Source organism: Vreelandella populi (assembly GCF_003989825.1).
Taxonomy (GTDB): domain Bacteria; phylum Pseudomonadota; class Gammaproteobacteria; order Pseudomonadales; family Halomonadaceae; genus Vreelandella; species Vreelandella populi.
The window spans coordinates 144551-167330 of the sequence record NZ_RZHE01000008.1 but is presented as its reverse complement, the minus strand read 5'-3'; the positions used below and the strand labels follow the sequence as shown (position 1 = coordinate 167330).

Sequence of the window (22780 nt, the reverse complement as noted above, 5' to 3'; positions counted from 1 at the left end):
GGCGATAATGACAAAAGGGAGCAAGTGAATGAAAACGCATATGTTGAATCGTCGTATACGGCTGGCCTCGGCAGTACTCATTGCAGGGTCTGGTTTAGCCATCAGTGGAACTACTCAGGCACAGGATCAGGGTACGGTTAACCTAGCGTATGTCGAGTGGTCATCAGAAGTGGCCTCTACCAACGTTATTGCTGCGGTACTTGAGCAGGCTGGCTTTGACGTTGAAATGACATCTCTTTCGGCGGCTGCCATGTTCCAGGCACTCTCAACAGGCGACGCCGATGCCATCGTGGCGGCATGGTTACCCACAACCCATGCTGAATACATGCAACGTATTGGCGACAAGGTTGAGGACTTAGGCCCCAACCTGGACGGCACAAAGCTTGGCCTTGTTGTACCCTCTTACACAGACGTTGACTCGATCGCCGAGCTTAACGATAACGCCGATTCGTTCAATAGCGAGATCATCGGTATTGACCCCGGTGCAGGCCTGATGGGGCTGGCCGAAGAAGTCGTGGATACCTATGATCTTGATCTTCGCTTACGTAGCGGCAGTGACGCCACCATGGTAGCCGCACTTAGCAATGCTATTAATAACGAAGAAGATATTGTGGTCACCAGTTGGACACCCCATTGGATGTTCGCCCGCTGGGATCTTAAATATCTGGATGATCCTGAGAACGTGTTCGGTGGTGCCGAACAGATCCATACTGTGGTACGTAGCGGTTTCGAAGACGATATGCCGGAAGCGTATGCGATTCTTGATGCCTTTGAATGGACCCCTGAGCAAATGGGCGAAGTCATGCTGATGAATCAGGAAGAAGGCAGTGATCCTTACGATAACGCCAAGCAATGGGTAGAAGATAATCAGGATATTGTAGAGCAGTGGCTAGATAGCTAACCGCTATCTATCGTGTGCCGGTTGCAGTAAACGCTGTAGCCGGCACGTTTGCTTAAAAAAAGTTATACAAAAAATACGATCAAAAAAACATCAATACAATGTTTGTTAATATATAGTTAATCAAAGCTACACGACGCATACGCGCGTGTTTTCTAATCAAAACGGAGAGGCACTCGTGGATAAGCAAGAACCTAATCATTCCCCGGATGAACCGGGCTCAGAGGGCATTCCTGCTCCTGAGGGGGCAGCGAACCTGATCGATACCGATTACGTTATCGGCCAAGATAATATTACGACCAATAGAATGGGCTTTGACCTTGACCTGCATGGCAAGGTATTCAGCATCTCGGCGGTTGTTGTACTGATATTTGTAGTGTTAACGCTGGCGCTGCAAGACACTATTGCGCCGATATATGATGCTATTTTCAGCTTCTTGACCGGCAATCTGTCCTGGTTCTTTATTACTGCTGCCAACATATTCGTTATTTTATGTATTGGCTTAATTTTTTCCCCGCTGGGTAAAATACGTCTTGGCGGGGCTGACGCCAAACCCGACTATACCTATATGGGTTGGTTCTCGATGCTGTTTGCCGCGGGCATGGGCATTGGCTTGATGTTCTTTGGCGTGAATGAGCCACTCACCCACTTCGGAACCTCGCTTGATGGTGACAGTTGGGCACCACTGGGAGGCGCTGAGGGGAATGCTGCAGCAGCCACGTCGCTTGCCATGGCAGCGACTATTTACCATTGGGGCCTTCACCCTTGGGCGATTTACGCAATTGTGGCACTTTCGCTGGCCCTGTTCTCGTTCAACAAGGGTTTACCGCTTTCCATGCGTTCGGTGTTCTACCCTATTCTGGGCGAGCGCGTTTGGGGGTGGCCAGGCCACGTAATTGATATTCTGGCGGTATTTGCTTCGCTATTTGGTTTGGCCACTTCATTGGGGCTAGGCGCTAGCCAGGCGGCTGCAGGCCTAACCTATCTGTTTGGCGCGCCTGAAGGCGACATCACGATGATCCTGTTGATCGTCGGTATTACACTAGTAGCTATCGCATCCATCGTTGCCGGCGTCGATAAGGGCGTACAGCTGCTCTCCAAAATCAACATCGCCATGGCGGCGTTACTGCTGTTCTTTGTGATTGCAGTAGGCCCGACCCTGTTCATTGCGACGGGTTTCTTTGAAAACCTGTGGAGCTATGCGGCTAATTTCACCGCGCTTTCAAACCCGTTTGGCCGAGAAGATGCTAACTTCAGCCAAGGTTGGACCGCCTTCTACTGGGCATGGTGGATCTCCTGGTCACCGTACGTCGGCATGTTTATCGCCCGCGTATCACGTGGCCGCACGGTTCGAGAGTTTTTGATTTCCGTACTTATTATACCGTCAGTGGTATCGGTTCTCTGGATGACCACCTTTGGCGGCACGGCAATTGATCAATATGTGAGCCAAGGCATTAGCGCTGTGCGCGATGCGGGCGTCGACCTGCAGCTGTTCATCATGCTGGAGCAGTTACCGCTGTCACAAATCACTTCTTTCATCGCGATTCTGCTGGTAATTATCTTCTTTGTGACCTCATCCGATTCAGGCTCTCTCGTGATTGACTCAATCACGGCGGGCGGCAAAGTGGATGCACCAACGCCACAGCGTGTTTTCTGGGCGATTATTGAAGGCGCCATTGCCATTGCGCTATTGCTGGGTGGCGGGTTGACAGCCTTACAAACCATGGCGGTTTCCACCGGGTTCCCATTCACCATCATTCTGCTGGTCGCCTGCTATGCGATTGTTAAAGGCTTGATGAGCGAGCCAAGGTCCGCATAATCCTTGTCAGCTTGCACTTAATCAACGGGCAGCCAATTGGCTGCCCGTTTTTTTGTAGCTATAGGTTAACACCACAGATCTTTTAAAGGCGTATCGGGCCGGTAATGGTTGGCAATTTGCGCCTGCAGAAGCTCTGCCGTTGCCAGCGCATCAATAAGCGCATGATGCCCCTGATAGTTAGGCAGGCCATAGCGTTCGCGACTGGCGTTTAAACGTATCGAGACAGGCGGCCGCCCTAGCCAACGGCGAAAGCGGGCCCACAGCGTCTGGCGATGCAGCCTTGCCTCAAGCGACATCGTATCAATCATGGGAAACATCACTCCTTCGCCACGCCGTGCCTTGATCGCGGTATCAAGAAAAGGCCGCTCGATATTACGAAAGTGAACGACTACCAGGTGACCTGCCAACATTTCCAGCAGCTCATCCAAAACAATATCCAGGTCGGGCGCTTCGGCTACTTCAGAATGAGTGATGTGATGAAAAGCGATTGACGCTTCCGCCAACGGCCTTGTGGGGTTGACGACCCAGTAACGTCTTTCGGCAAGCTTTATGCGATCAAGCGTAAACGGCACGACCCCGATACTGACAATGGCATGGCGATCTTCATCCAAACCGGTAGTTTCCATATCGAGCGCAACCATGGGCACATCGGAAATAGGCGTATCGCTTGCAGGCAGCGGCGTTGAGAAAAACCGCTTGATAGCATCATCTTTTGCCTGCTGCCCGCGCTGTGCCATGTAGTTGGCCCAGTCGGACTGGGTGACGCGCTGACGTGGACGAATACCTAGCATATTACTGCCTCGGCCGCTGCGCGGGCATGGGGTAACGGAATTTTAAAAACTTCTGAGCATTGCTGAGCACCTGAAAGGCATCTTTCAGCGTATGCCGTTCGCTATCCTCCACGTTTTCAGGCTCGATATTATTATCCGGCACCCGCTCTTCCTGAATATCTATCATTTGGTGGCGTATCCGTGACATACATAAAAACTCAAAGGCATAGCTCAGCTTATCGCTAACCCCGGTCGCCAATAGCTGCGTCTGGCTTATATCGTTTAACCGCTGAAACGTATTCTGGGCTTTTGAACCACAGGCCAGCGCATGGATGCGGATCAAATCCACCATGGGCGCAGTACCCCGCCGCTTCAAGTTAATCGAATTATTATGCTTGCCGTCTTTTTCCATCACAAAGGTGCGGAAAAACCCAAGCGGTGGGGTACGATTGAGCGCATTGCGCGCCATGGCCGCTAGAAACAGCGGGGATTCTGCGGCTCTTTTAGCGACGAGATCCTGCAGGGTTTCAACGAAATGATCCTCGCCATAGATGCTGTCCAGGTCAAAGAAGATCGAACTTTGCAGTAGCTTTTTAGGCGTGGGGTTAGAAATCCAGTCTTCAAAATAGTCTTTCCAGACGCTCAGTGGCTGACGCCATTGAGTATTGGTGGCCATGATATCGCCCTTGCAGTAGGTATAGCCGCAAGCATCCAGGCCGTCGCTGACAAACTTGGCCAGCGCATAAAAGTAATCGTCATGCTCTTTGGGTACAAAATCGTCAGACAGAACGAGCGCATTATCCTGGTCGGTCACAATGCTTTGCTCATTACGTGCCATCGAGCCATTAACCATAAAGCAGTAAGGCACTGGCGGGGGGCCAAGCTCCGCCTCGGCGAGTTCCAGCAAGCGACGGGTAAAACTGCGCCCGATGGTTGAAAGCGCACTGCCGACCATTTGTGAATTAGCCCCTTCCTGCACCATTCTGACAAAGGCAGCACGTACGTCAGGCGCCAATCGGGCAAGACCCTGGGCACTGGATTGATTAAAAATATTGCTGACTAGATAGAGTCCGCTGTGGGTTTCATAACGAATGATATCGGAAAGATGCACCACTCCAACCGGGCGCTGACGGTAGATGACGGGCAAGTGATGCACGTTATTGCGCAGCATGGTAAGCATTGCCTCATAGACTGAGGCATCTGACTGAATGGTAATCAGATGAGACGATGCGACATCGCCAATCGCAGCCTGAGGCGAAAGCCCCTCTGCCACTACGCGGGTCCGAAAATCGCTATCGGTAAAAATCCCCTCCATGCGCCATTTCTGACCTTCGCTGTCCTGGAAGCTATAGCGGGGATTTCCCGAGCACTCCTTGATCACGATAGCCGCCGATGCCTGCGCCTCGCTGATTTGATTCGCCACCTGCTGTAGAGTGGTGCTGGCCTCGACCATAACCGGATAACGCGTTACCAGCTTGCGGATACGCGTCACCATCATGTCATTGGACTTTTTCTGCTGTTCGGCAACTGTTTCAAGGCGTGGCCGTTCAAGCTCTACAAAGTCTGCAAAATCGTCATCTTCTTCACAAAGACGCTGAAAGACATCGTTGGGGATGAAGTAGATGAGCGTGTCTTCAATCGCCTGAGCCGGAAAGCGCACCTTATGATTACGCAATAAGCTGAAGTGGCCAAAGATATCCCCTTCACCCAGGCGGTTATAGAGCTCGCCCTGTCGACGATAGACTTCAACGGCTCCGCTTCTTATAAAACATAGCTCGTTTAGAATATCGTTGAGCACCAGAATATCGCTGCCGGTCTTGAAATAGCTGACCTCTACTCGCTCAGCTATGACATCAAGCAGCTCATCGGAGAGCCCATCAAAGGGCGGAAACTGGCCCATGAATTGGCGAATTTCGAGTAGCTCAATGTCCATGTATTCTCCTAAGACATATCCGGCAGGCAAAAAGATAGTTTGGAGCTGTTAATGAGCAGCGTAAACCCTGGACGCAATAAAAAGCCCGGCACTCACGTGCCGGGCTTTATTGATCACTAGCGAACTACTTCATGTTCTAAACGATAATTCAGCTGTTACTAACCTTACCGCTAATCATCAAGCCAGCTTCTAGTAAAAAAACGAGACTTATGACTCGCTGGCCATCTCTTGAACACGCTGCATCATTTCCGGATCTTGCTGAATGGACTGACCAATGGCATTGAAGGTATCAACATCCAAGCCGCTATCTTCCACGACTTCAATCATACGATCATTGGCTTCGGCGCGAACTTCCTGTTGTGCAGCTTCGTCACCTGCTTCCTGCAGACGCTGTGTGTACTCTTGCGAGATCACGGCGATTTCTTGAGAAGCATCGGCGAACTGCTGTAGCTGCTCGTCAGAGAAATCCTGGGCGGGTACCGCTTGTTGAGTCGCCATAGGATCCTGAGCGGGGTCCTGCGCTTGTTGGGCATTGGCGGTAGAAGCCATTAAGCCGGTAGCGAGCAGGGCAGCAGAAAACAAAGCAGTTAAACGTTGCATAGAAAGAAACCTCATTGACACGTTGTGAATGTGTAAGGTCTGACGCAATGATTCAGGACAGGTTCAATTTTTTCAGTAATAGAATGTAACGAGGTAAGAAAAAACGCCCTATAACGCTAGATAGCCTCTGTATTTATATAAAAAATTTCAATAAAAACAATAATTTAATTAAAATCCCTTATATTTTATTTTATCTCTTTTTTATAGCTTTATAAAACATTAATTTTATCAGTGCTCAACTCAGGTTTATAAACGCTGCAAGTAGCCAACACCGCCCAAATTACGCATCTGCTGGGCAATCCACTGGCTGCGCCTTTCTACCTGGGCATCCGGGCGTGATGCACTGCGCGTACGCGGACTGGGCAGGATGGCCGCCAGCAAACTGGCCTGACGATCAGAAAGTGCGCTGGCCGATACCCCAAAGTAGTGTCGGGAAGCGGCTTCCAGGCCAAAAACGCCGCTATCCCATTCAGCCACATTAAGATAAACCTCTAAAATACGCTGCTTGCTCCAAAGCGTTTCAATCAGCAGCGTAAACCAGGCTTCCAGCCCCTTCCGGGTCCAGCTTCGTCCGCTCCACAGAAAAACGTTCTTGGCTGTTTGCTGGCTAAGCGTGCTGGCACCGCGCAGGCGGCCACCATCCTGGCTGGTTTTCCAGGCACGGCGAAGCTCGACGATGTCGAACCCGCGATGAACAGGAAAGCGCTGATCTTCAGCTGCAATGACGGCGAGCTTGGCGCTGCTGGAAAGCTCATCCCAGCTGCGCCACTGACGCTGCACCTTGATCGGTTCGCTGTTGATCCAGCTCTGTATCTTGCGTTCCACTATCACCATGGAACCCGGTGGCGGAACAAAGCGGAACAGTAAAACCAGGGCAACGGAAAGTAGGACAAAAAGCAGCACGCCGCGCCACACAAGACGCCATAGCTGACGAAGAAAGCGGCTCAGCGTACGTTTAAGCATCGTTATCCTTAGCGTTTCATAAGATGTTCCGCATGATAACGCAGATGGTCCTCAATGAACGAGGCAATAAAGAAGTAACTATGGTCGTAACCCGGCTGACGGCGCAACGTAAGCGGGTGATCATGTTCTTCACATACGGCTTCCAGACGTTCAGGTTTTAGCTGCTCTTCCAGAAACTGATCGGCTTCACCCTGATCGATAAATAGCCGCTGTCGTGAGGCACCGTTGGCTACCAGCTCGCAGGCATCGTACTGGCGCCAGCGCGATTGATCGTCTCCCAGATAGCTGGTGAACGCCTTTTGCCCCCAAGGGCATTCCATAGGATTGACGATAGGTGCAAATGCAGAAACCGAGCTGAAACGTCCCGGATGGCGCAGTGCCAGAATCAAGGCGCCATGACCACCCATCGAGTGTCCGCTGATCGACTCGCGCCCGTTCACCGGAAAATGCTGGCGCACGACCGAGGGTAACTCTTCGATAATGTAGTCGTACATCCTGTAGTGCGGCTTCCAGGGCGCTTCGGTCGCATTAACGTAGAACCCGGCGCCCGACCCCAGATCGTAGCTTTCGTGCTCGCCGGGTAAATCGGTACCGCGGGGGCTGGTATCCGGGCACACAATCGCGATGCCGAGTTCAGCCGCCAATCGTTGGGCACCGGCTTTCTGCATGAAGTTTTCATCGTTGCAGGTAAGCCCGGAAAGCCACCATAACAGCGGTAGACGCTCGCTTTCTGCCTGAGGAGGCAGGTAAACCGCAAACTCCATATCGCAGTCCAGCGCCCGGGAGTAGTGGCGGTAGCGCTTGTGCCAGCCACCAAAGCTGCGGTTGGCAGACACCAGTTCTAGAGTTTCACTCATGCTCATGGGCAGGCTCCTTGTGAAGAGGCAGGCGCGCAGGGTATACCCGCGCGCCTGGAGGGCGTATCAAGTAGCTACTTAGTAATGCAGTACGGTACGGATACTCTTACCGGCGTGCAGCAGCTCAAAGGCTTCGTTGATTTTTTCAAACGGCATATCATGGGTGATGAAGTCATCAATATTGATTTCGCCGTTCATGTAACGTTCAACGTAGCCCGGCAGCTCACTGCGGCCTTTCACGCCGCCAAAAGCAGAGCCTTTCCAGACGCGTCCCGTCACTAGCTGGAACGGGCGGGTAGAAATCTCTTCCCCCGCGCCGGCCACACCAATCACGATCGACTCACCCCAGCCCTTGTGACAGCATTCAAGCGCTGAGCGCATCACATTGACGTTGCCGATGCACTCAAACGAGTAATCCACACCGCCATCGGTCAAGTCGACAATCACCTGCTGAATCGGGTCACTGTACTCTTTGGGGTTTACAAAATCGGTTGCCCCAAACTGCTTGGCCAGCTCGAACTTGTCTGCGTTGACATCAATGGCGATGATACGTGCCGCCTTGGCCATGACTGCGCCCTGGATAACGGCAAGGCCAATTGCGCCGAGTCCGAATACCGCAACGGTGGAACCCGGCTCCACTTTTGCCGTGTTGAGTACCGCGCCGATACCGGTGGTCACGCCACAGCCCAGCAGACAGATCTTGTCCATTGGCGCTTCTTTGGAAACTACCGCCAGCGACACTTCCGGCAGGACGGTGTACTCACTGAACGTTGAAGTGCCCATATAGTGGTGGAGCATTTTTCCATCCAGCGAAAAACGCGATGTACCGTCAGGCATCACACCTTTACCCTGAGTGGCGCGTACGCTGCCACACAGGTTGGTCTTGCCGGAAAGACAGAACTTACACTTGCCGCACTCGGCGGTGTAAAGCGGGATAACATGGTCGCCAGGCTTGAGGCTGGTGACGCCCTCACCCACTTCCTGGACCACACCGGCACCTTCATGGCCCAAGACTGAAGGAAAGAGGCCTTCAGGGTCGGCACCCGACAGCGTATAGGCATCAGTATGGCAAACGCTGGTGGCCGCCATCTTGACCAGAACTTCGCCCGCCTTGGGGCCCTCTACATCAATTTCAACCAGTTCAAGCGGCTTTCCCGCTTCCAGAGCAACAGCTGCGCGTGATTTCATGAATGAACTCCTTAATACAGTAACCGTACTATAGACCAAGCATATCGCTAAGCAGTCAAGGTGCGGGCAGTGTAAGTTAGCTGGGGGTAAGGGAAAAAGCGGGATATACTCACAAGATTATTGCCACTGAGCAACAATCCACGAACTGACTGGAATCACTATGCAGCGATGGGACCGCATTGAAGCGTTTATTGAGGTTGTACGCTTAGGCACTTTTTCGGCCGCGGCCCAACATCTGAAAGTCTCCACCTCGCATATCAGTCGGCTGGTTAGCCAGCTGGAAAACCAGCTGGGCATTCAACTTTTATACCGTACCACACGCCAAATTCGCCTGACGGATGCGGGTGCTTTATACGTCGAACACTGCCAGCACCTGTTTGATGGTTTAAAGGATGCCGAGCAGGCCATCAGTGAACTGCAGGCCAAGCCCCATGGCCTGCTCAAGCTGACGTCGGCGACCACCTTTGGCGAGCGCTTTATAGCGCCTTTGGTCAACGACTTTCAGTGCCTGCACCCTCAGCTTGAGGTTCATATGCATTTCACCAATCGCCCGGTAGAGCTGATTGAAGAAGGTTTTGATATTGCCATTCGCATGGGCGTGCTCAAGGATTCAAGCCTGATTGCTCGGCGGCTATGCGAGCGACGTGAATACATTGTGGGTTCGCAGGCCTATTTTCGCCAAACGCCGCCTCCGCATACGCTGGCGGAATTGAGCCAGCATCGCTGTTTGATAGGCTCGCGGCCCAACTGGCTGTTCGAAGCGAACGGCCAGCGCCGTGAGGTGCGTATTGAAGGCTGCTGGAGTGGCAACTCGGGCCCTGCCCTGCTGGATGCAGCGCTCAAGGGATTGGGTCTGGCACAGCTGCCTGACTACTATGTCGCACCTTATCTTGCCAGTGGGGAACTTGTCGCGGTACTGGAGCCTTTTCAGCATCACGATACGGCCGTGTGGGCGGTGTACCCACGCCACCGTCATCTATCGCCTAAAATTCGCCAGTTGGTGGATTACCTGGTAGCCAACATGTCCCGCGTACTGCCGGATGCTCAGCCACGCTGACCCCGCCGCCCTGGCAGCTTTTACGTGATAGGCCTATCTAGCTAAAGCGATCAAAGGTTTCATAGGTTAAACGTTATTACCTATGGATTATTAACAAGTGTCGCGTGCCAGCATACAAAGGTGACGATATAATGAACATTCGCAACTGAATGTTTTTCGTCAGCAAGACCTGTAAATCTCGACACCGAAGGAAAAAGCATGCACCTCCCTCCTCCTGTTTGGCCCATCGATTTTCGCACCACGTTACTGCGGGCTACGCTTTACGTGCTTTTTATCGGTGGTATCGCCCAGGGCGCTTATTATGAAGCTCTTTATTTTCCGTCCGTGCGTTTTTCCGAGCTGGGCTTTACCGAGTTTGCCCAAACGCTAACGCTTGCCAGCTGCTGTGGTTTGCTGCTGTATATCCGCCAAGTAATCAAGGTTTTCCCTAATGTAACGTTACTGTTATTTGCTTTTATTGCCGCTTCTCTCGTTCGCGAACAGGACTACTTTCTGGATGTGTACGTTGCCGATAACAGTTGGAAGGTCATTGTGGCGTTGATCATTGTGCCTGTTCTTGGCTGGGTGATTTATCAGCGCCGTCGCTTTATTGCCGAGTTTGCACACTACAGCAATACCTTTGCCTTTGGCCTGTTTGCTGGCGGCGTGCTGACTACCTATATCTTTTCGCGCCTGTATGGACGTCAAATCTTCTGGCGTGCCGTTCTTGAAGATAACTACGCACGCATCTTCAAGGATGTTGCCGAAGAAGTTGTTGAGCTTCTGGGCTATAGCCTGATTCTGTTTGCCACCATCGAGCTTTTACTGCTGGCGCTTAGAATCCGTAAATCTCAGCGCCTAGCGTCTTAATTAGCCCCCTCAAGTCTTAGCGCCGTCCAAGCTTTCTTGGGCGGCGTTTCATTTTTTGGATTCCGCTATACGCAAACCCATTTGCACCGCGCCACACGTCCCCGTAGTGTTCCGCGCGATACCCCTCTTCAACTTTTTTAATAACAACGGCCCATAACTTATGAATAAGCCTAATCCACACGAGAGCCGTCCCAACCGCGGCATTTTTACTCGCTTTCTCGATAGCGTCGAATGGCTGGGCAACCTACTGCCCCACCCGGTTACCTTGTTCGCCTTGCTGTGTATCTTCGTGGTTATCGCAAGCGGCATTGCCGGCGCGCTCGGTGTGTCCGTGGCCGACCCTCGGCCTGCTAATGAGGGCGAGATAATTGCGGTCAACTCGTTGCTCAATGCAGAAGGCTTGCGGCGCCTAGTCACTGAAATGGTCACCAACTTCACAGGCTTTGCCCCTTTAGGCACCGTACTGGTGGCTATGTTGGGGGTAGGCGTTGCCGAACATTCAGGTCTGCTGTCTGCTAGTATGCGCGCCCTGGTGCTCAACCGCTCGCCACGTATCGTAACCTATGCCGTGGTATTTGCCGGTATCATGTCGAACATGGCAGCGGAGCTTGGTTACGTCGTACTGATTCCTCTGGCCGCCATGATCTTCCACTCACTGGGGCGCCACCCACTTGCCGGCCTTGCCGCCGCGTTCTGCGGCGTATCCGGCGGTTACAGCGCCAACCTGCTGATCGGCACCGTCGACCCGCTTCTTTCGGGGATTACCCAGGAGGCCGCGCGGCTGTTGGACCCGGCCTATATCGTGGGAGCTGAAGCCAACTGGTTCTTCATGTTTGCCAGCACCTTCTTCGTGACGCTGATTGGTGGTCTGGTCACTGAGCGCATCGTGGAGCCCAAGCTGGGCAAATTCGACTCAGCTTACGCCGAGAGCGATATCGACCAGCAGCGCATGGAAGGGCTTGGCGCGGAAGAAAAGCGCGCGCTGAAAGGTACCGGCCTTGCCGCCCTGGCGCTTGCTGCGCTGATCGCGGTCATGGTCGTGCCCGAAGGCGGTATTCTACGTAATCCGGAAACAGGCCTTGTCAGCGGCTCACCGTTCTTACGCGGCATCGTGGTTATTGTGGCCGTCGCCTTCACGCTGTTGGGATTCGTCTACGGCCGCTTGGCGGGCACCATGCACAATGACCGTGATGTGGTGAACGCCATGGCTAAGAGCATGAGCAGCCTTGGACTGTATATCGTTCTGGTCTTCTTTGCCGCCCAGTTTGTGGCGCTATTCAACTGGAGTAACTTCGGTACGGTGACCGCCGTTGCCGGCGCTGACCTGCTGCAATCGCTGGGCCTGCGCGGCCCGGGCCTGTTTGCGCTGTTCATATTGCTATGTGCCTTCGTCAACCTGTCGCTGGGCAGCGCGTCAGCCCAGTGGGCGGTGACAGCGCCTATCTTCGTTCCCATGTTGATGCTGATGGGCTACGCCCCCGAAGTAATTCAGGCGGCCTACCGGATTGGTGACTCGGTCACTAACCTGATCACCCCAATGATGAGCTATTTCGGCCTGATCCTTGCGGTGGCGTCGCGCTATCGCAAGGATATGGGCATCGGGACGCTGGTTGCGATCATGCTGCCCTATACGTTGTTTATGCTGATCGGCTGGAGCCTGCTGTTCTTTGTCTGGGTATTTATTCTTGGCCTGCCGGTAGGTCCGGGTTCCGCGACTTACTACACGCTATAGTTCTCCTGCTTGGCAAAACGCGTCAAGCTTGCCCAATAAAAAAGCCCGCCGTAGATACGGCGGGCTTTTTTTGTTGCGGTTGCGATTGCGCGCATGGCTCGCTTTCTCGTCCCTGCGCGCCAAGATTAACCGGCGCGGTCAGCGGAGAGTGCCAGAGGGCGCTGGCCTACCTGCTCGCCCACTTTAAAGCGCCCCACTAGGCTATGCATATCGCCTGCACGTTCATCTAGGGTCTGGCTGGCGCTTGAGGCTTCCTGAACCAAACGTGCATTCTGATGGGTTACCTGGTCAAGCTGTGAAACCGCCTGATTGATCTGCTCAATCCCCGTTGACTGCTCTTTGGTCGCATCAGCAATTTCGGTGACGTAGCGCGTCACTGACGACAGGCTGCCGATAATCTCCTGAAGATGCTGGCTGGACGACTTGACCAGATGCTCCCCCTCATTCACCTTGGCAACGCTGTCATCGACCAAATGGCGAATCTGAGCGGCCTCTTCGGCGCTACGCCCTGCCAGCATGCGTACTTCCTGGGCCACCACGGCAAAGCCGCGCCCCTGATCACCAGCACGTGCCGCTTCCACCGAGGCATTCAGTGCCAGCAGGTTGGTCTGAAAGGCAATGTCATCAATTGCCTTGATGATGGAGGTAATCTTTTCGCTGGCTTCGCGGATATTGCTCATTGCCTCGGTCGTACGCGTAGCGACATCACCGGCCAAACGGGCACGTCCATCGACGCTGAGGCTGGCATCCCGTGCCTGATCAGCGTAATCGGCGGTTTGCCTGACCGTCGCGGTAATCTGCTCAAGACTTGACGCCGTTTCGGCGAGCGATGCTGCCTGCTGATCGGTGCGCTGGGAAAGGTTTTCATTACCCACAGCGATCTGGCGGCTGCTTGAAGCAATGGCTTCAGCACTTTCACGAATTTGTGCCACCATGCCCTCAAACGTATCCATCATGCAATTGAAGGCTTGCGCTGTCTGGCCTACTTCATCGTTACGCTGTATTTCCAGGCGCATGGATAGATCGGCATTCTCGCCGCCCGCGGCGCCGCTGATATTCTCCATTTGACGACGCATGGTGACCAACGGGCCAAGTACGCGAACCAGGGTTCGCCAGCCAAAAATGGCCAACAGTGCAATCACTGCAAGGGTGACCGCAATCAGCAGCGTTCGTCCGGCATTGGCCAGTGACTCAGCTTCGCCAGCAGCGCTATCGGCCTGCTGAACCGCATAGGCTTCGATATCGTGAAGCTGGGCGCGCATACTGTCCATCGCCATCGACACCTCGCCCAACACGTCCTGTACGCGAATATCCATCTCCAGTTGCTGCTCACGCAGTACATAGACCGACTCCGCATCACCGACCATTAACGCTTCAACATCGACAATGATGCGATCCAGGTCTTCAATCAGGGCACGCTGCTCAAAGCCAGTACTCGGCGCCTCGGCAATGGCTGCCAATGACTGGCGTGCCAGCATGACCTGCTGGGCGATCTCATTGATACGCAGATGCACCAATGCATCCTGATCGCTGGTTAACGTTATCTGCCTGCCCAAGTCAGACAGCAGCGCAACGGCCATGCGAACGTTACCGCTGAGCTGGCCGATATCCGGCTGCACTTCAAACATGCTGTCCAGCAATGGCGTAGGCAGTGTGGTCATGCCATCTTCGCGCCAGGCCTGCATCAGCTCACGTTGGCTACGTTCCTGGCGCACATGGCTCAGGGCGGTACGGCCAGCAATATCCTCGGCACTTAGCATCACCGTCTTGATCATCGCCTGCATCTGCACCAGGCGCTCGCTCATTTGTTCAGTCAGCACAAGCGCTTCCCGGCGCACCTGCTCAAGCAACCTGTCACTGCCCAATAGGCGCTGATAGCTGGTATCAATCGTAGTCAACTGATCACGCTGCTCAACAGCCGTTTGGCCACTACGCAGCGTTTCAAGCGCTTCGTCAAAACGTGAGGCAAGCAGTTCTGGTGAGATTATCTGGTCAATCGTAGTCGCATCGGCAGTCAATAGGTCGGTATGGCGCTGCCTGAACTCGCCCATGGTCATCACTAGGTTACGACTGGCGCTCTGCAAAGGCATCACGTCATTGATAATGTAGCGCTGTGAGTTAATCAGCCGTTGGTTGGTTGCCCATCCGGTGACGGCCAGTACGAGCGCTCCCACTACCGCAGCAAGAAAGAGCGCTATCAGCATGGCGCGAATACTCAAGGATTTTTTCATATTTTTTCGCTGTCAGGGGATAAGGAAAACGCACTTTTATGGTGTAAGCGTGGCCCAGTTCACGGGCTCGAAACGGCCGTTACGAATGATGGTGGGCCATACGGCATGACTGGCTTGATGAAGGTCAGCGCTGAGCGTCAGGGGTGCGTCCAGTCCAATATCGACATTCTCAAGGCTAAGCAATCCATTCACGATGGAAGCGCGATCAGGCGCAGTGCCCGCCGCCTTGACGCCTTCAACGAAAAGCTTGGCAGCCAGATAGCCTTCCAGGGAAATGAAGCTGGGCTCGGCGCCATCGGCGTAGCGCTGCAAGGCCGCGCGGTAGCGCTCAACGGCAGGTAGCGCAGAATCCAACGGAGGCACTACTTGAGTGACCATGACACCCTCCGCCATATCGCCCAATTCATTAAGCAACGCCTGGCTACCCACGAAGGAAACATTCAGAAAAAGCGTGTCCTCCAAGTCCTTGCGTGCTTCGCGAATAAAATCGGCGGCTGGCCCAAACGTACTAACGATGATGACAGCACGGGGAGGTACCGGTGCCTGCAAAATGGTAGCAAGGCCCTGGTGGATATTACGTGTGCCACGCGTGAAGCGCCCGTGCGCCAAGCGCTCGGTGTCTGTTACTCCCCTTTCATGCAGCGCATTGATCGCACCGTGATAGCCCGCATCTCCAAAACTATCGTTCTGGGTGAAAAACGCGATTTCATCAGGCTCAATGCCAGCCTCCAGCAATCCGTTAATCATGGTGGCGGCTTCTTCTGCATAGCTTGCCCGATAGTTGACGATATAACGGTCAGGCGGGGATCGACGCAGCAATCCGGCACCGGTAAACGCGCCATATAACAGCATTTCTGCTTCATTATGAATAGGCACGGTAACGGCCGCTGTCGGTGTGCCGACGTTGCCAATCGCGGCCAGAATGCTCTCATTAGCTATCATGGCACGCGTATGCTTTGCCGCCAGTAAAGGGTCATACTGGTCATCATGGGAAATGAGCGTCAGCGACTGCCCGTTGACGCCACCTTCTGCGTTGACCTCGGCAAAATAGGTCCGGATGCCTTGTTGCATTTCCAGTCCCATGGAGGCTGCACCGCCTGTTTCAGGCGCTACGATACCGAACTTAAGCTCTGCTTGCGCCAAAGGCGACGCCAGCATTCCTGCTACTAACCATATTTTTAATCGCCGCATTGCGCTTCCTTGTCAGCCTATCTATCAAGCCCGTTGTTATAGACGGGCCTGGGTATGCGCAGCCTGATTCACGCTGAGCCTTTTCTAGTAATGAGGCGGCACGTGAGCACTAAGCCACCATAGGAATATCGGCCGACAAATCCACTACTAAAGAATTAGTTTATATCGTTGAACGGAATTTCGGTGAAGGACGTGATGTGTATATAAGAGAGGCTATTAAAAATAGCATTCCAGAAGATACATAAAGCGAGCTTCCATAGTTCGCGCCAATTCTGCTAACCGGCTTGGGTAAGCCTGGGAAGCTGTTTCACGTTTAGGGGAGCGGCTAGCAATGTACCGGCCTGAAACGACAAGACCCCACTTGAAGTGGGGTCTTGTCAATACGCTGCAACTGCCGTTTAAAAGCAGCGGCTTTTTCATGCTACCTGCCCGGGATTATTTATTCATCCAGGAAAGAGCGCAACGGCTCAGAGCGCGACGGATGGCGAAGCTTGCGCAGCGCCTTGGCTTCGATCTGACGAATCCGCTCACGGGTTACGTCAAACTGCTTGCCAACTTCCTCAAGCGTGTGGTCAGTATTCATATCAATACCGAAACGCATACGCAGTACCTTGGCTTCACGTGCGGTAAGGCCACCCAGTACGTTGCGGGTTGCTTCGATCAGACCTTCACCGGTCGCCATATCGATGGGCAGCAGCATCGTACCATCCTCGATAAAATCGCCCAGATGAGAGTCGTCGTCGTCACCAATCGGCGTCTCCATGGAGATCGGCTCTTTGGCGATTTTAAGCACTTTACGTACTTTGTCTTCCGGCATTTCCAGACGTTCGCCGAGCTCTTCCGGCGTCGGCTCGCGGCCCATTTCCTGCAACATCTGGCGCGACACACGGTTAAGCTTGTTGATCGTCTCGATCATGTGCACCGGAATACGAATGGTACGCGCCTGATCCGCAATCGAACGGGTAATCGCCTGACGAATCCACCAAGTAGCATACGTCGAGAACTTGTAACCGCGACGATATTCGAACTTGTCCACTGCCTTCATCAAGCCGATATTGCCTTCCTGAATCAGATCCAGGAACTGCAATCCACGGTTGGTGTACTTCTTGGCGATCGAGATAACCAGACGCAAGTTGGCCTCAACCATCTCTTTCTTGGCACGACGCGCTTTTGCCTCACCAATCGACAGCTTGCGGTTCACCTCTTTCAAGTCCGCCACGGTGAGCTGCACCATGTCTTCTTCAAAAGCTATTTTACGCTGGGAGCGAGCGATATCAGCACGCAGCGGTTCAAGACGGTCAGCGTATTTGGGCTGTGCTTCCTGGAAGGCATCCAGCCACTTGGGGTTGGATTCACTACCCGGGAACGACTTGATAAACGTCTTGCGCGGCACTTTGGCTTTTTTTACGCAAAGCTGCATGACCGCTTTTTCCTGGGCACGTACCTGCTCGACGCTGATCCGCACCTGGCCGACCAGACGCTCAAAGTGTTTGGGCACAAGCTTGATAGGCGAGAAAAGCTCAGCAAGACGCGCCTGCTCGGCCTTCAACTCAGCGCTACCGCGGCCGTGCTTGGCAAGCGCAGCTTCAACCAGGGCGTTCTGCTCGCGAATCTGCTCAAAGCGGGCTTTCGCCTCTTCAGGATCAGGACCACCTTCACTTGCGGTTGTGTCGTCGTCATCCTCGTCGTCATCGCTTCCAACGTCGTCGTCATCGCCCAGCTCGGCTTCCACTTCAGGCTCAGGCACATCCGCTTCGGCAACGCCGGGGATACCTTCGTCAGGGTCGATGAAACCGGAAAAGAGATCCGATAAACGCCCAGGAGCTTCTTCATCCTGGGTGGCGTCGTAAGCATCCAGAATCGAGGCGACAGCGCCTGGCAGATAAGCCAGTGCCGACATTACTTCACGGGTGCCCTCTTCGATCCGCTTGGCGATCTCAATTTCGCCTTCACGAGTCAAGAGTTCTACTGTGCCCATTTCACGCATGTACATGCGTACTGGGTCTGTGGTGCGGCCCACGTCGCTTTCCACGGCGGCAAGTGCCGCAACGGCCTCTTCCGCAGCGGACTCGTCCGTGGAGTGATCCGACATCATCAAAGTGTCTTCATCAGGCGCTTCTTCAGCAACACGGATACCCATGTCGTTGATCATGCCAATGATGTCTTCCACTTGATCCGGGTCGGCGATATCCTCAGGTAGATGGTCGTTGACCTCGGCATAAGTCAGGTAGCCCTGCTCTTTGCCGCGCGCGATCAACTCCTTCAGACGTGACTGCTGCTGCGCATTTCCAGCCATAGAAACCCTATCTCGACGAAGAAGAATGAAACACCTAGAGCGCTGAATCGATTAAACTCAACAAGCCGAACAGTATAGCGTAATTTACTGAACTTTTTCCAGCATAACGTATTTGCGCGGTCAATCAGGTGTGTTAGGTTATTCGGTTAGCTCAGCGTTTGGCGACTAACCATTATCTGGTGCTGAGATGAGCAAAATTCAACCCCCCTCGCCCCAAAAGTCTCATCTAGTGTTTAGTCATCGCTAACAATTTCATGAACTTTTGTCTTTCGTCAGCCGACAGCTTTTCACCAGACTCCTGCTTTTTAACTAACGCAGCAAACTGCTCCACCAGCGTTTCTACTTCTTTCTGCGGGGACAGCTGCTGCTGTTTGCTCTTCAAGTACTCTAAAAGACTTAAAAGCTCTGCCTCTCGCGTGTCTTTTGGAAGCAGTAATTCCCGCTTGGCAAGTTCTGCCAACACCTGGCCCTGAGGACTGCCTTGAAAATGTGCCAACACCACTTGTGGGCTGCGGTAACGTCCGGCCTGCAATAGGGCAACCAAATCACGGCATAACGATGTGTAGTCATCTTCTGGCAGCCACTCAAGCGTATCCGGCAGCGCCGATACAATGCCCGGCTCATGCAAAAGCAGCTGCACGATTCGCCCCACCGGCGACAGTACCTGGCTGCGCGTCTTGGGCTTAGACCGCCTGCCATTTTCAGGTTCCCTGCTTTCTTCAGCCTCAGATTCTGCTACCGGCTCCCAGTAGGCATGCTCTTTGGGAGGCGCTGTGCGCTTCTCCAAAAGCGCCTGCAACTGCTGCTGAGCCAACCCGCTGCGTTTAGCAAGCGCTTCCAGCAGCAACGACCTGAGCATTCCTTCAGGCACCTTGTTCAACGCTTCAAGCACCTGACTTGCAAAGCGCTCCCGCCCTTCCACGGTGTTTAGATCACGCCCTTGGGCGGCCTGCTCAAACAGGAACTCAGAAAGCGGCATCGCACAGGTAACACGATCCCGAAAAGCGTCAGCCCCTTCACGGCGTACCAGCGTGTCCGGGTCATCACTTTCAGGCAGAAACAGAAACCGCGCTTCACGCCCATCAATCATCAGCGGCAACGCAGTTTCCAGTGCCCGGCTAGCGGCTTGGCGCCCAGCACGGTCACCGTCAAAACAGAACACCACTCGGCTAACCAGCCGGAACAGGCGGCTTAAATGGTCTTCTGTCGTGGCCGTACCCAACGTGGCAACGGCGTTATGAATGCCGTATTGCGCCAGTGCCACCACATCCATATACCCTTCCACCATGACCAGCTGTTCAAGCTTGCTGGATGCCTGACGCGCCTCATACAGGCCGTACAGCTCGCGCCCTTTATGAAACACTGGTGTTTCCGGCGAGTTGAGATATTTGGGCTGTTCATCGCCCATCACCCGGCCGCCAAAGGCAATCGTACGCCCACGCAAGTCACGGATCGGGAACATCACCCGATCGCGAAAGCGATCGTAGGTTCGCCCGGTGTCCTCACGGTGAATCAGCAGGCCATACTCGACCTGAACAGTCTCCGAAATACCGCGCTCACCTAAATGTTGTTTAAGCGCTTCCCAACTGCCCGGCGCATAACCAATCCCGTAGGTTTGAATCACCTCAGATGAGAGCCCGCGACCTTCCAGGTAGCGTTTAGCGCTTTGGCCTTCGCCCATCTTGAGCCGTTCTCGGTAGAAGCTGGCAGCAAGCTCAAGCAGGTTAACGCCCTCTTTGCGCTTTTTATCACGCTCCCGGGCATGGGGGTCATCAGCACCTTCACGAGGTACATCAAGCCCTAGACGGCCGGCCAACTGCTCTACCGCTTCAGGAAAAGGAAGCTTGTCGTACTCCATCAGAAAGCGTAGTGCATTTCCGTGCGCGCCACAGCCAAAGCAGTGATAAAACTGCTTATCAGCGCTCACCGTAAAAGAGGGCGTTTTTTCCTGATGAAAAGGGCAAAGCCCAGCATAGTTCCGGCCGGCCTTTTTTAGCTGCACGCGCTCGCCAACGACCTCTACCACATCAACGCGGCCGAGCAGGTCCTCAATAAAACGCTGTGGAATCTGGCCTGCCATGAACTGCGGACATCCTCGCGCAGAGCGCTGGTTTACTGATAGTTAAAGCGTTGCTTAGGGTCATCAGACGTATCGCCAGATCACCTTAAACAACGAGAGATAAATCGAAAAACAAACGGCCACCTAGTGGCGGCCGCTTGGCATCCCTCTTGAGATGGCCAGCTAACTACTCTGACCTTCCCCAGGTACGGATCAATAGAGCCGTTCGAAACGCTTTTGCTCACGCTGAACCTTCTTGGCGTGGCGTTTTACGGCAGCTGCCGCTTTGCGTTTACGCTCAGCAGTCGGCTTCTCATAGTGCTCGCGACGGCGTACTTCAGAGAGAACACCGGCTTTTTCGCAAGAACGTTTGAAGCGACGCAGGGCGACGTCAAACGGCTCGTTATCACGTACTTTTACAGAAGGCATTAAGCACTCACCTACCTTAAGGAGTCTTGAGTTCGGATAGTACGCACACCGCTGATTGCATAACTGCCAGTGCGGTGTACGACCCAGTTTTACAGCGCACGATAGTCTAGTCGTGAAAGACCGTCTTTGCAAATGCTTACGCGGTTATTGCCTGACAATGGTAGACTACGACGTTTACCCATATTCACCCGAAGAGTCTTTTCTGCTATGCGCGTATTGGGCATCGAAACTTCCTGCGACGAAACCGGCGTCGCGCTTTACGATACCTCATTGACTGGTGGTAGCGGCTTGCTGGCCGATGCGCTGTATAGCCAGATTGCCATGCACGCGGATTACGGCGGCGTGGTGCCTGAACTGGCCTCGCGCGACCATACGCGTCGGCTGCTTCCGCTAATTGAGCAGGTACTCATCGACGCCAAACTGACCCGGCAGGATATTGACGGCATTGCCTATACCGCAGGGCCTGGGCTGGTCGGCGCGCTGATGGTGGGCGCCAGCACCGCTCACGGCATGGCACGTGCCTTGGGCATCCCGGTACTTGGCGTGCATCATATGGAAGGCCACCTACTCGCGCCTATGCTGGAAGAGGACGCCCCGCAATTTCCTTTTGTGGCGCTCCTGGTGTCAGGCGGGCACACCCAGCTAGTAGAGGTGAAAGGCCTGGGGAATTATCAGCTACTAGGGGAATCGGTGGATGACGCCGCCGGCGAAGCGTTCGACAAAGCGGCCAAAATGCTGGGGCTTGCCTACCCGGGCGGCCCGGAAGTGGCCCGACTGGCTGAACAGGGTGACCCCAAACGGTTTCGCTTCCCGCGTCCCATGACCGACCGCCCGGGGCTTGATTTCAGCTTTTCAGGCCTTAAGACGCATACGTTAACCGCCATCCGCCAGTTGGAAGCCGCGGGTGAGCTTAACGAGCAGGCCCGCGCCGATGTTGCTCGTGCCTTTGAAGAGGCGGTCGTTGATACGCTTGTGATAAAATGCCGCCGCGCGCTGGACCAAACGGGCCTTAAGCGGCTGGTGGTGGCAGGCGGCGTCAGCGCCAATCAGCGGCTGCGCGAGCGTCTGGCGCTTGAATGTCAAAAGCGTGAGGCCAAGGCGTACTACCCACGTGGGCGCTTCTGTACGGATAACGGCGCCATGATTGCCTACGTGGGCGCACAGCGCCTGGCGGCTGGCGAGCAGGATAGTGACGGCGTCATGCAGGCTACCCCGCGCTGGCCGCTTGAGCAGTTGGCAGCGCCCAGCGCCTCCTGATGATCACCCCCTAAGGCGCGGCTCTTCACCGCGCCTTAGCCTTCGAATATTGAGCCAATGACGCAGCAGCACCAGAAGGCTCAAGCATCCCACCACACCCAAGTAGTCAGGCGCCAGCCAGGCACAGGCAAGCGGGGCAATCAAGGCGCTCACCAAAGACGCAAGCGCGGCTGTTTTAAGCCGCCATGCCAGCAGCGCCCAGACGGCTGCACTGACTAACGCCACTCCCGGCACCAGCATCAACAGTACGCCTAAGGCGCTGGCCACCGCTTTTCCCCCACGAAATCCATACCAGACGGGATAGCTGTGCCCCAGCATGACCGACAACCCAATCAGCCCTTGCCAGGTTATCGGTAGCGCCATCATCTTGCTGGCGAGCACCACAGGTATGCCCTTGAACGCATCAAGAACCAACGTCGCACCCGCCAGGCGCGGCCCGTAAAGGCGCAGAACGTTTGAAAAGCCAGGGTTACAGGATCCACAGTAGCGTGGGTCGCTCACGCCCGCCGCTCGGCAAACGCTAATCGCGGCCAGCCAGCTGCCGCTTAAATAGCCGATTACGATCCATACCATGGCGTCTTTCCTGTCCTGCTGTCGTTTCGCCTCATCCTAACGTACAATCGCCGGCTTGTTGCAGCCAAGGAAAAGCCC

The 22780-nt window shown here is 54.3% G+C and carries 18 protein-coding genes; 6 read left to right on the top strand and 12 right to left on the bottom strand.

Annotated elements, in window-relative coordinates:
- The first annotated feature begins 28 nt into the window (after positions 1-28).
- Both ELY25_RS10330 and ELY25_RS10325 read left to right on the top strand, forming a co-directional pair.
- Entirely contained in the window at positions 29-901 is an 873-nt protein-coding gene (locus ELY25_RS10330; protein ID WP_126951205.1) for a glycine betaine ABC transporter substrate-binding protein, read from the top strand.
- A 175-nt stretch (positions 902-1076) separates the two neighbouring features.
- Positions 1077-2717, top strand: a complete 1641-nt coding sequence (locus ELY25_RS10325; RefSeq protein ID WP_126951204.1) for a BCCT family transporter — start codon at positions 1077-1079, stop codon at positions 2715-2717.
- Positions 2718-2782: 65 nt separating this feature from the next.
- On the opposite strand, the gene ELY25_RS10320 is transcribed toward ELY25_RS10325, so the two are convergent.
- The 6 genes from ELY25_RS10320 to ELY25_RS10295 all read right to left on the bottom strand — a co-directional run bounded on the left by ELY25_RS10320 (position 2783) and on the right by ELY25_RS10295 (position 9028).
- Entirely contained in the window at positions 2783-3508 is a 726-nt protein-coding gene (locus ELY25_RS10320; protein WP_126951203.1) for a 3'-5' exonuclease, read from the bottom strand.
- A 1-nt stretch (position 3509) separates the two neighbouring features.
- On the bottom strand, positions 3510-5420 hold the full coding sequence (locus tag ELY25_RS10315) for a DUF294 nucleotidyltransferase-like domain-containing protein (protein ID WP_126951202.1): 1911 nt from the start codon (positions 5418-5420) through the stop codon (positions 3510-3512).
- A 207-nt stretch (positions 5421-5627) separates the two neighbouring features.
- Positions 5628-6020, bottom strand: a complete 393-nt coding sequence (locus ELY25_RS10310; RefSeq protein ID WP_126951201.1) for a DUF4168 domain-containing protein — start codon at positions 6018-6020, stop codon at positions 5628-5630.
- A gap of 246 nt (positions 6021-6266) precedes the next feature.
- Positions 6267-6983 (bottom strand): monofunctional biosynthetic peptidoglycan transglycosylase, encoded by a 717-nt coding sequence (gene mtgA, locus ELY25_RS10305; protein WP_126951200.1) that lies wholly within the window; start codon positions 6981-6983, stop codon positions 6267-6269.
- Positions 6984-6991: 8 nt separating this feature from the next.
- Complete coding sequence (fghA, locus tag ELY25_RS10300) at positions 6992-7846, bottom strand: S-formylglutathione hydrolase (protein ID WP_126951199.1); 855 nt, start codon at positions 7844-7846, stop codon at positions 6992-6994.
- Positions 7847-7918: 72 nt separating this feature from the next.
- Positions 7919-9028 carry an S-(hydroxymethyl)glutathione dehydrogenase/class III alcohol dehydrogenase gene (locus tag ELY25_RS10295; RefSeq protein WP_126951198.1) on the bottom strand — a complete coding sequence of 370 codons (1110 nt, stop codon included), beginning with the start codon at positions 9026-9028 and terminating at the stop codon, positions 7919-7921.
- A 160-nt stretch (positions 9029-9188) separates the two neighbouring features.
- Here ELY25_RS10295 and ELY25_RS10290 point away from each other — a divergent pair, with 160 nt between their 5' ends.
- From ELY25_RS10290 to ELY25_RS10280, 3 genes are all read left to right on the top strand, one after another.
- Positions 9189-10085, top strand: coding sequence for a LysR family transcriptional regulator (locus tag ELY25_RS10290; protein WP_126951197.1), 897 nt, complete (start codon positions 9189-9191; stop codon positions 10083-10085).
- Between the two features lie 198 nt (positions 10086-10283).
- Complete coding sequence (locus ELY25_RS10285) at positions 10284-10934, top strand: hypothetical protein (RefSeq protein WP_126951196.1); 651 nt, start codon at positions 10284-10286, stop codon at positions 10932-10934.
- 160 nt (positions 10935-11094) lie between these two features.
- Positions 11095-12666: an AbgT family transporter gene (locus ELY25_RS10280; protein ID WP_126951195.1), complete on the top strand. Its 1572-nt coding sequence runs from the start codon at positions 11095-11097 to the stop codon at positions 12664-12666.
- 125 nt (positions 12667-12791) lie between these two features.
- Here ELY25_RS10280 and ELY25_RS10275 read toward each other — a convergent pair whose 3' ends face one another.
- The 5 genes from ELY25_RS10275 to rpsU all read right to left on the bottom strand — a co-directional run bounded on the left by ELY25_RS10275 (position 12792) and on the right by rpsU (position 20872).
- Positions 12792-14897: a methyl-accepting chemotaxis protein gene (locus ELY25_RS10275; protein ID WP_185856091.1), complete on the bottom strand. Its 2106-nt coding sequence runs from the start codon at positions 14895-14897 to the stop codon at positions 12792-12794.
- Positions 14898-14933: 36 nt separating this feature from the next.
- Positions 14934-16088 carry an ABC transporter substrate-binding protein gene (locus ELY25_RS10270; RefSeq protein WP_126951194.1) on the bottom strand — a complete coding sequence of 385 codons (1155 nt, stop codon included), beginning with the start codon at positions 16086-16088 and terminating at the stop codon, positions 14934-14936.
- A gap of 439 nt (positions 16089-16527) precedes the next feature.
- Entirely contained in the window at positions 16528-18384 is a 1857-nt protein-coding gene (gene rpoD, locus ELY25_RS10265; RefSeq protein ID WP_126951193.1) for an RNA polymerase sigma factor RpoD, read from the bottom strand.
- Positions 18385-18610: 226 nt separating this feature from the next.
- Positions 18611-20464 (bottom strand): DNA primase, encoded by a 1854-nt coding sequence (gene dnaG / locus ELY25_RS10260; RefSeq protein ID WP_126951192.1) that lies wholly within the window; start codon positions 20462-20464, stop codon positions 18611-18613.
- Between the two features lie 192 nt (positions 20465-20656).
- Positions 20657-20872 carry a 30S ribosomal protein S21 gene (gene rpsU / locus ELY25_RS10255; RefSeq protein ID WP_008956349.1) on the bottom strand — a complete coding sequence of 72 codons (216 nt, stop codon included), beginning with the start codon at positions 20870-20872 and terminating at the stop codon, positions 20657-20659.
- Positions 20873-21079: 207 nt separating this feature from the next.
- On the opposite strand from rpsU, the gene tsaD reads away from it, so the two are divergent.
- Complete coding sequence (gene tsaD / locus ELY25_RS10250; RefSeq protein ID WP_126951191.1) at positions 21080-22129, top strand: tRNA (adenosine(37)-N6)-threonylcarbamoyltransferase complex transferase subunit TsaD; 1050 nt, start codon at positions 21080-21082, stop codon at positions 22127-22129.
- Between the two features lie 3 nt (positions 22130-22132).
- On the opposite strand, the gene plsY is transcribed toward tsaD, so the two are convergent.
- Entirely contained in the window at positions 22133-22702 is a 570-nt protein-coding gene (gene plsY / locus ELY25_RS10245) for a glycerol-3-phosphate 1-O-acyltransferase PlsY (RefSeq protein WP_126951190.1), read from the bottom strand.
- Between the last annotated feature and the right edge of the window lie 78 nt (positions 22703-22780).

What these genes read in the sequence shown, in the direction of transcription:
- mtgA (WP_126951200.1), bottom strand. Translation starts at nt 6,983, where the DNA reads ATGCTTAAACGTACGCTGAGCCGCTTTCTTCGTCAGCTATGGCGTCTT.
- ELY25_RS10330 (WP_126951205.1), top strand. Translation starts at nt 29, where the DNA reads ATGAAAACGCATATGTTGAATCGTCGTATACGGCTGGCCTCGGCAGTA.
- ELY25_RS10280 (WP_126951195.1), top strand. Translation starts at nt 11,095, where the DNA reads ATGAATAAGCCTAATCCACACGAGAGCCGTCCCAACCGCGGCATTTTT.
- ELY25_RS10315 (WP_126951202.1), bottom strand. Translation starts at nt 5,420, where the DNA reads ATGGACATTGAGCTACTCGAAATTCGCCAATTCATGGGCCAGTTTCCG.
- fghA (WP_126951199.1), bottom strand. Translation starts at nt 7,846, where the DNA reads ATGAGCATGAGTGAAACTCTAGAACTGGTGTCTGCCAACCGCAGCTTT.
- dnaG (WP_126951192.1), bottom strand. Translation starts at nt 20,464, where the DNA reads ATGGCAGGCCAGATTCCACAGCGTTTTATTGAGGACCTGCTCGGCCGC.
- plsY (WP_126951190.1), bottom strand. Translation starts at nt 22,702, where the DNA reads ATGGTATGGATCGTAATCGGCTATTTAAGCGGCAGCTGGCTGGCCGCG.
- ELY25_RS10275 (WP_185856091.1), bottom strand. Translation starts at nt 14,897, where the DNA reads ATGAAAAAATCCTTGAGTATTCGCGCCATGCTGATAGCGCTCTTTCTT.
- ELY25_RS10290 (WP_126951197.1), top strand. Translation starts at nt 9,189, where the DNA reads ATGCAGCGATGGGACCGCATTGAAGCGTTTATTGAGGTTGTACGCTTA.
- ELY25_RS10310 (WP_126951201.1), bottom strand. Translation starts at nt 6,020, where the DNA reads ATGCAACGTTTAACTGCTTTGTTTTCTGCTGCCCTGCTCGCTACCGGC.
- rpsU (WP_008956349.1), bottom strand. Translation starts at nt 20,872, where the DNA reads ATGCCTTCTGTAAAAGTACGTGATAACGAGCCGTTTGACGTCGCCCTG.
- tsaD (WP_126951191.1), top strand. Translation starts at nt 21,080, where the DNA reads ATGCGCGTATTGGGCATCGAAACTTCCTGCGACGAAACCGGCGTCGCG.
- rpoD (WP_126951193.1), bottom strand. Translation starts at nt 18,384, where the DNA reads ATGGCTGGAAATGCGCAGCAGCAGTCACGTCTGAAGGAGTTGATCGCG.
- ELY25_RS10295 (WP_126951198.1), bottom strand. Translation starts at nt 9,028, where the DNA reads ATGAAATCACGCGCAGCTGTTGCTCTGGAAGCGGGAAAGCCGCTTGAA.
- ELY25_RS10320 (WP_126951203.1), bottom strand. Translation starts at nt 3,508, where the DNA reads ATGCTAGGTATTCGTCCACGTCAGCGCGTCACCCAGTCCGACTGGGCC.
- ELY25_RS10285 (WP_126951196.1), top strand. Translation starts at nt 10,284, where the DNA reads ATGCACCTCCCTCCTCCTGTTTGGCCCATCGATTTTCGCACCACGTTA.
- ELY25_RS10270 (WP_126951194.1), bottom strand. Translation starts at nt 16,088, where the DNA reads ATGCGGCGATTAAAAATATGGTTAGTAGCAGGAATGCTGGCGTCGCCT.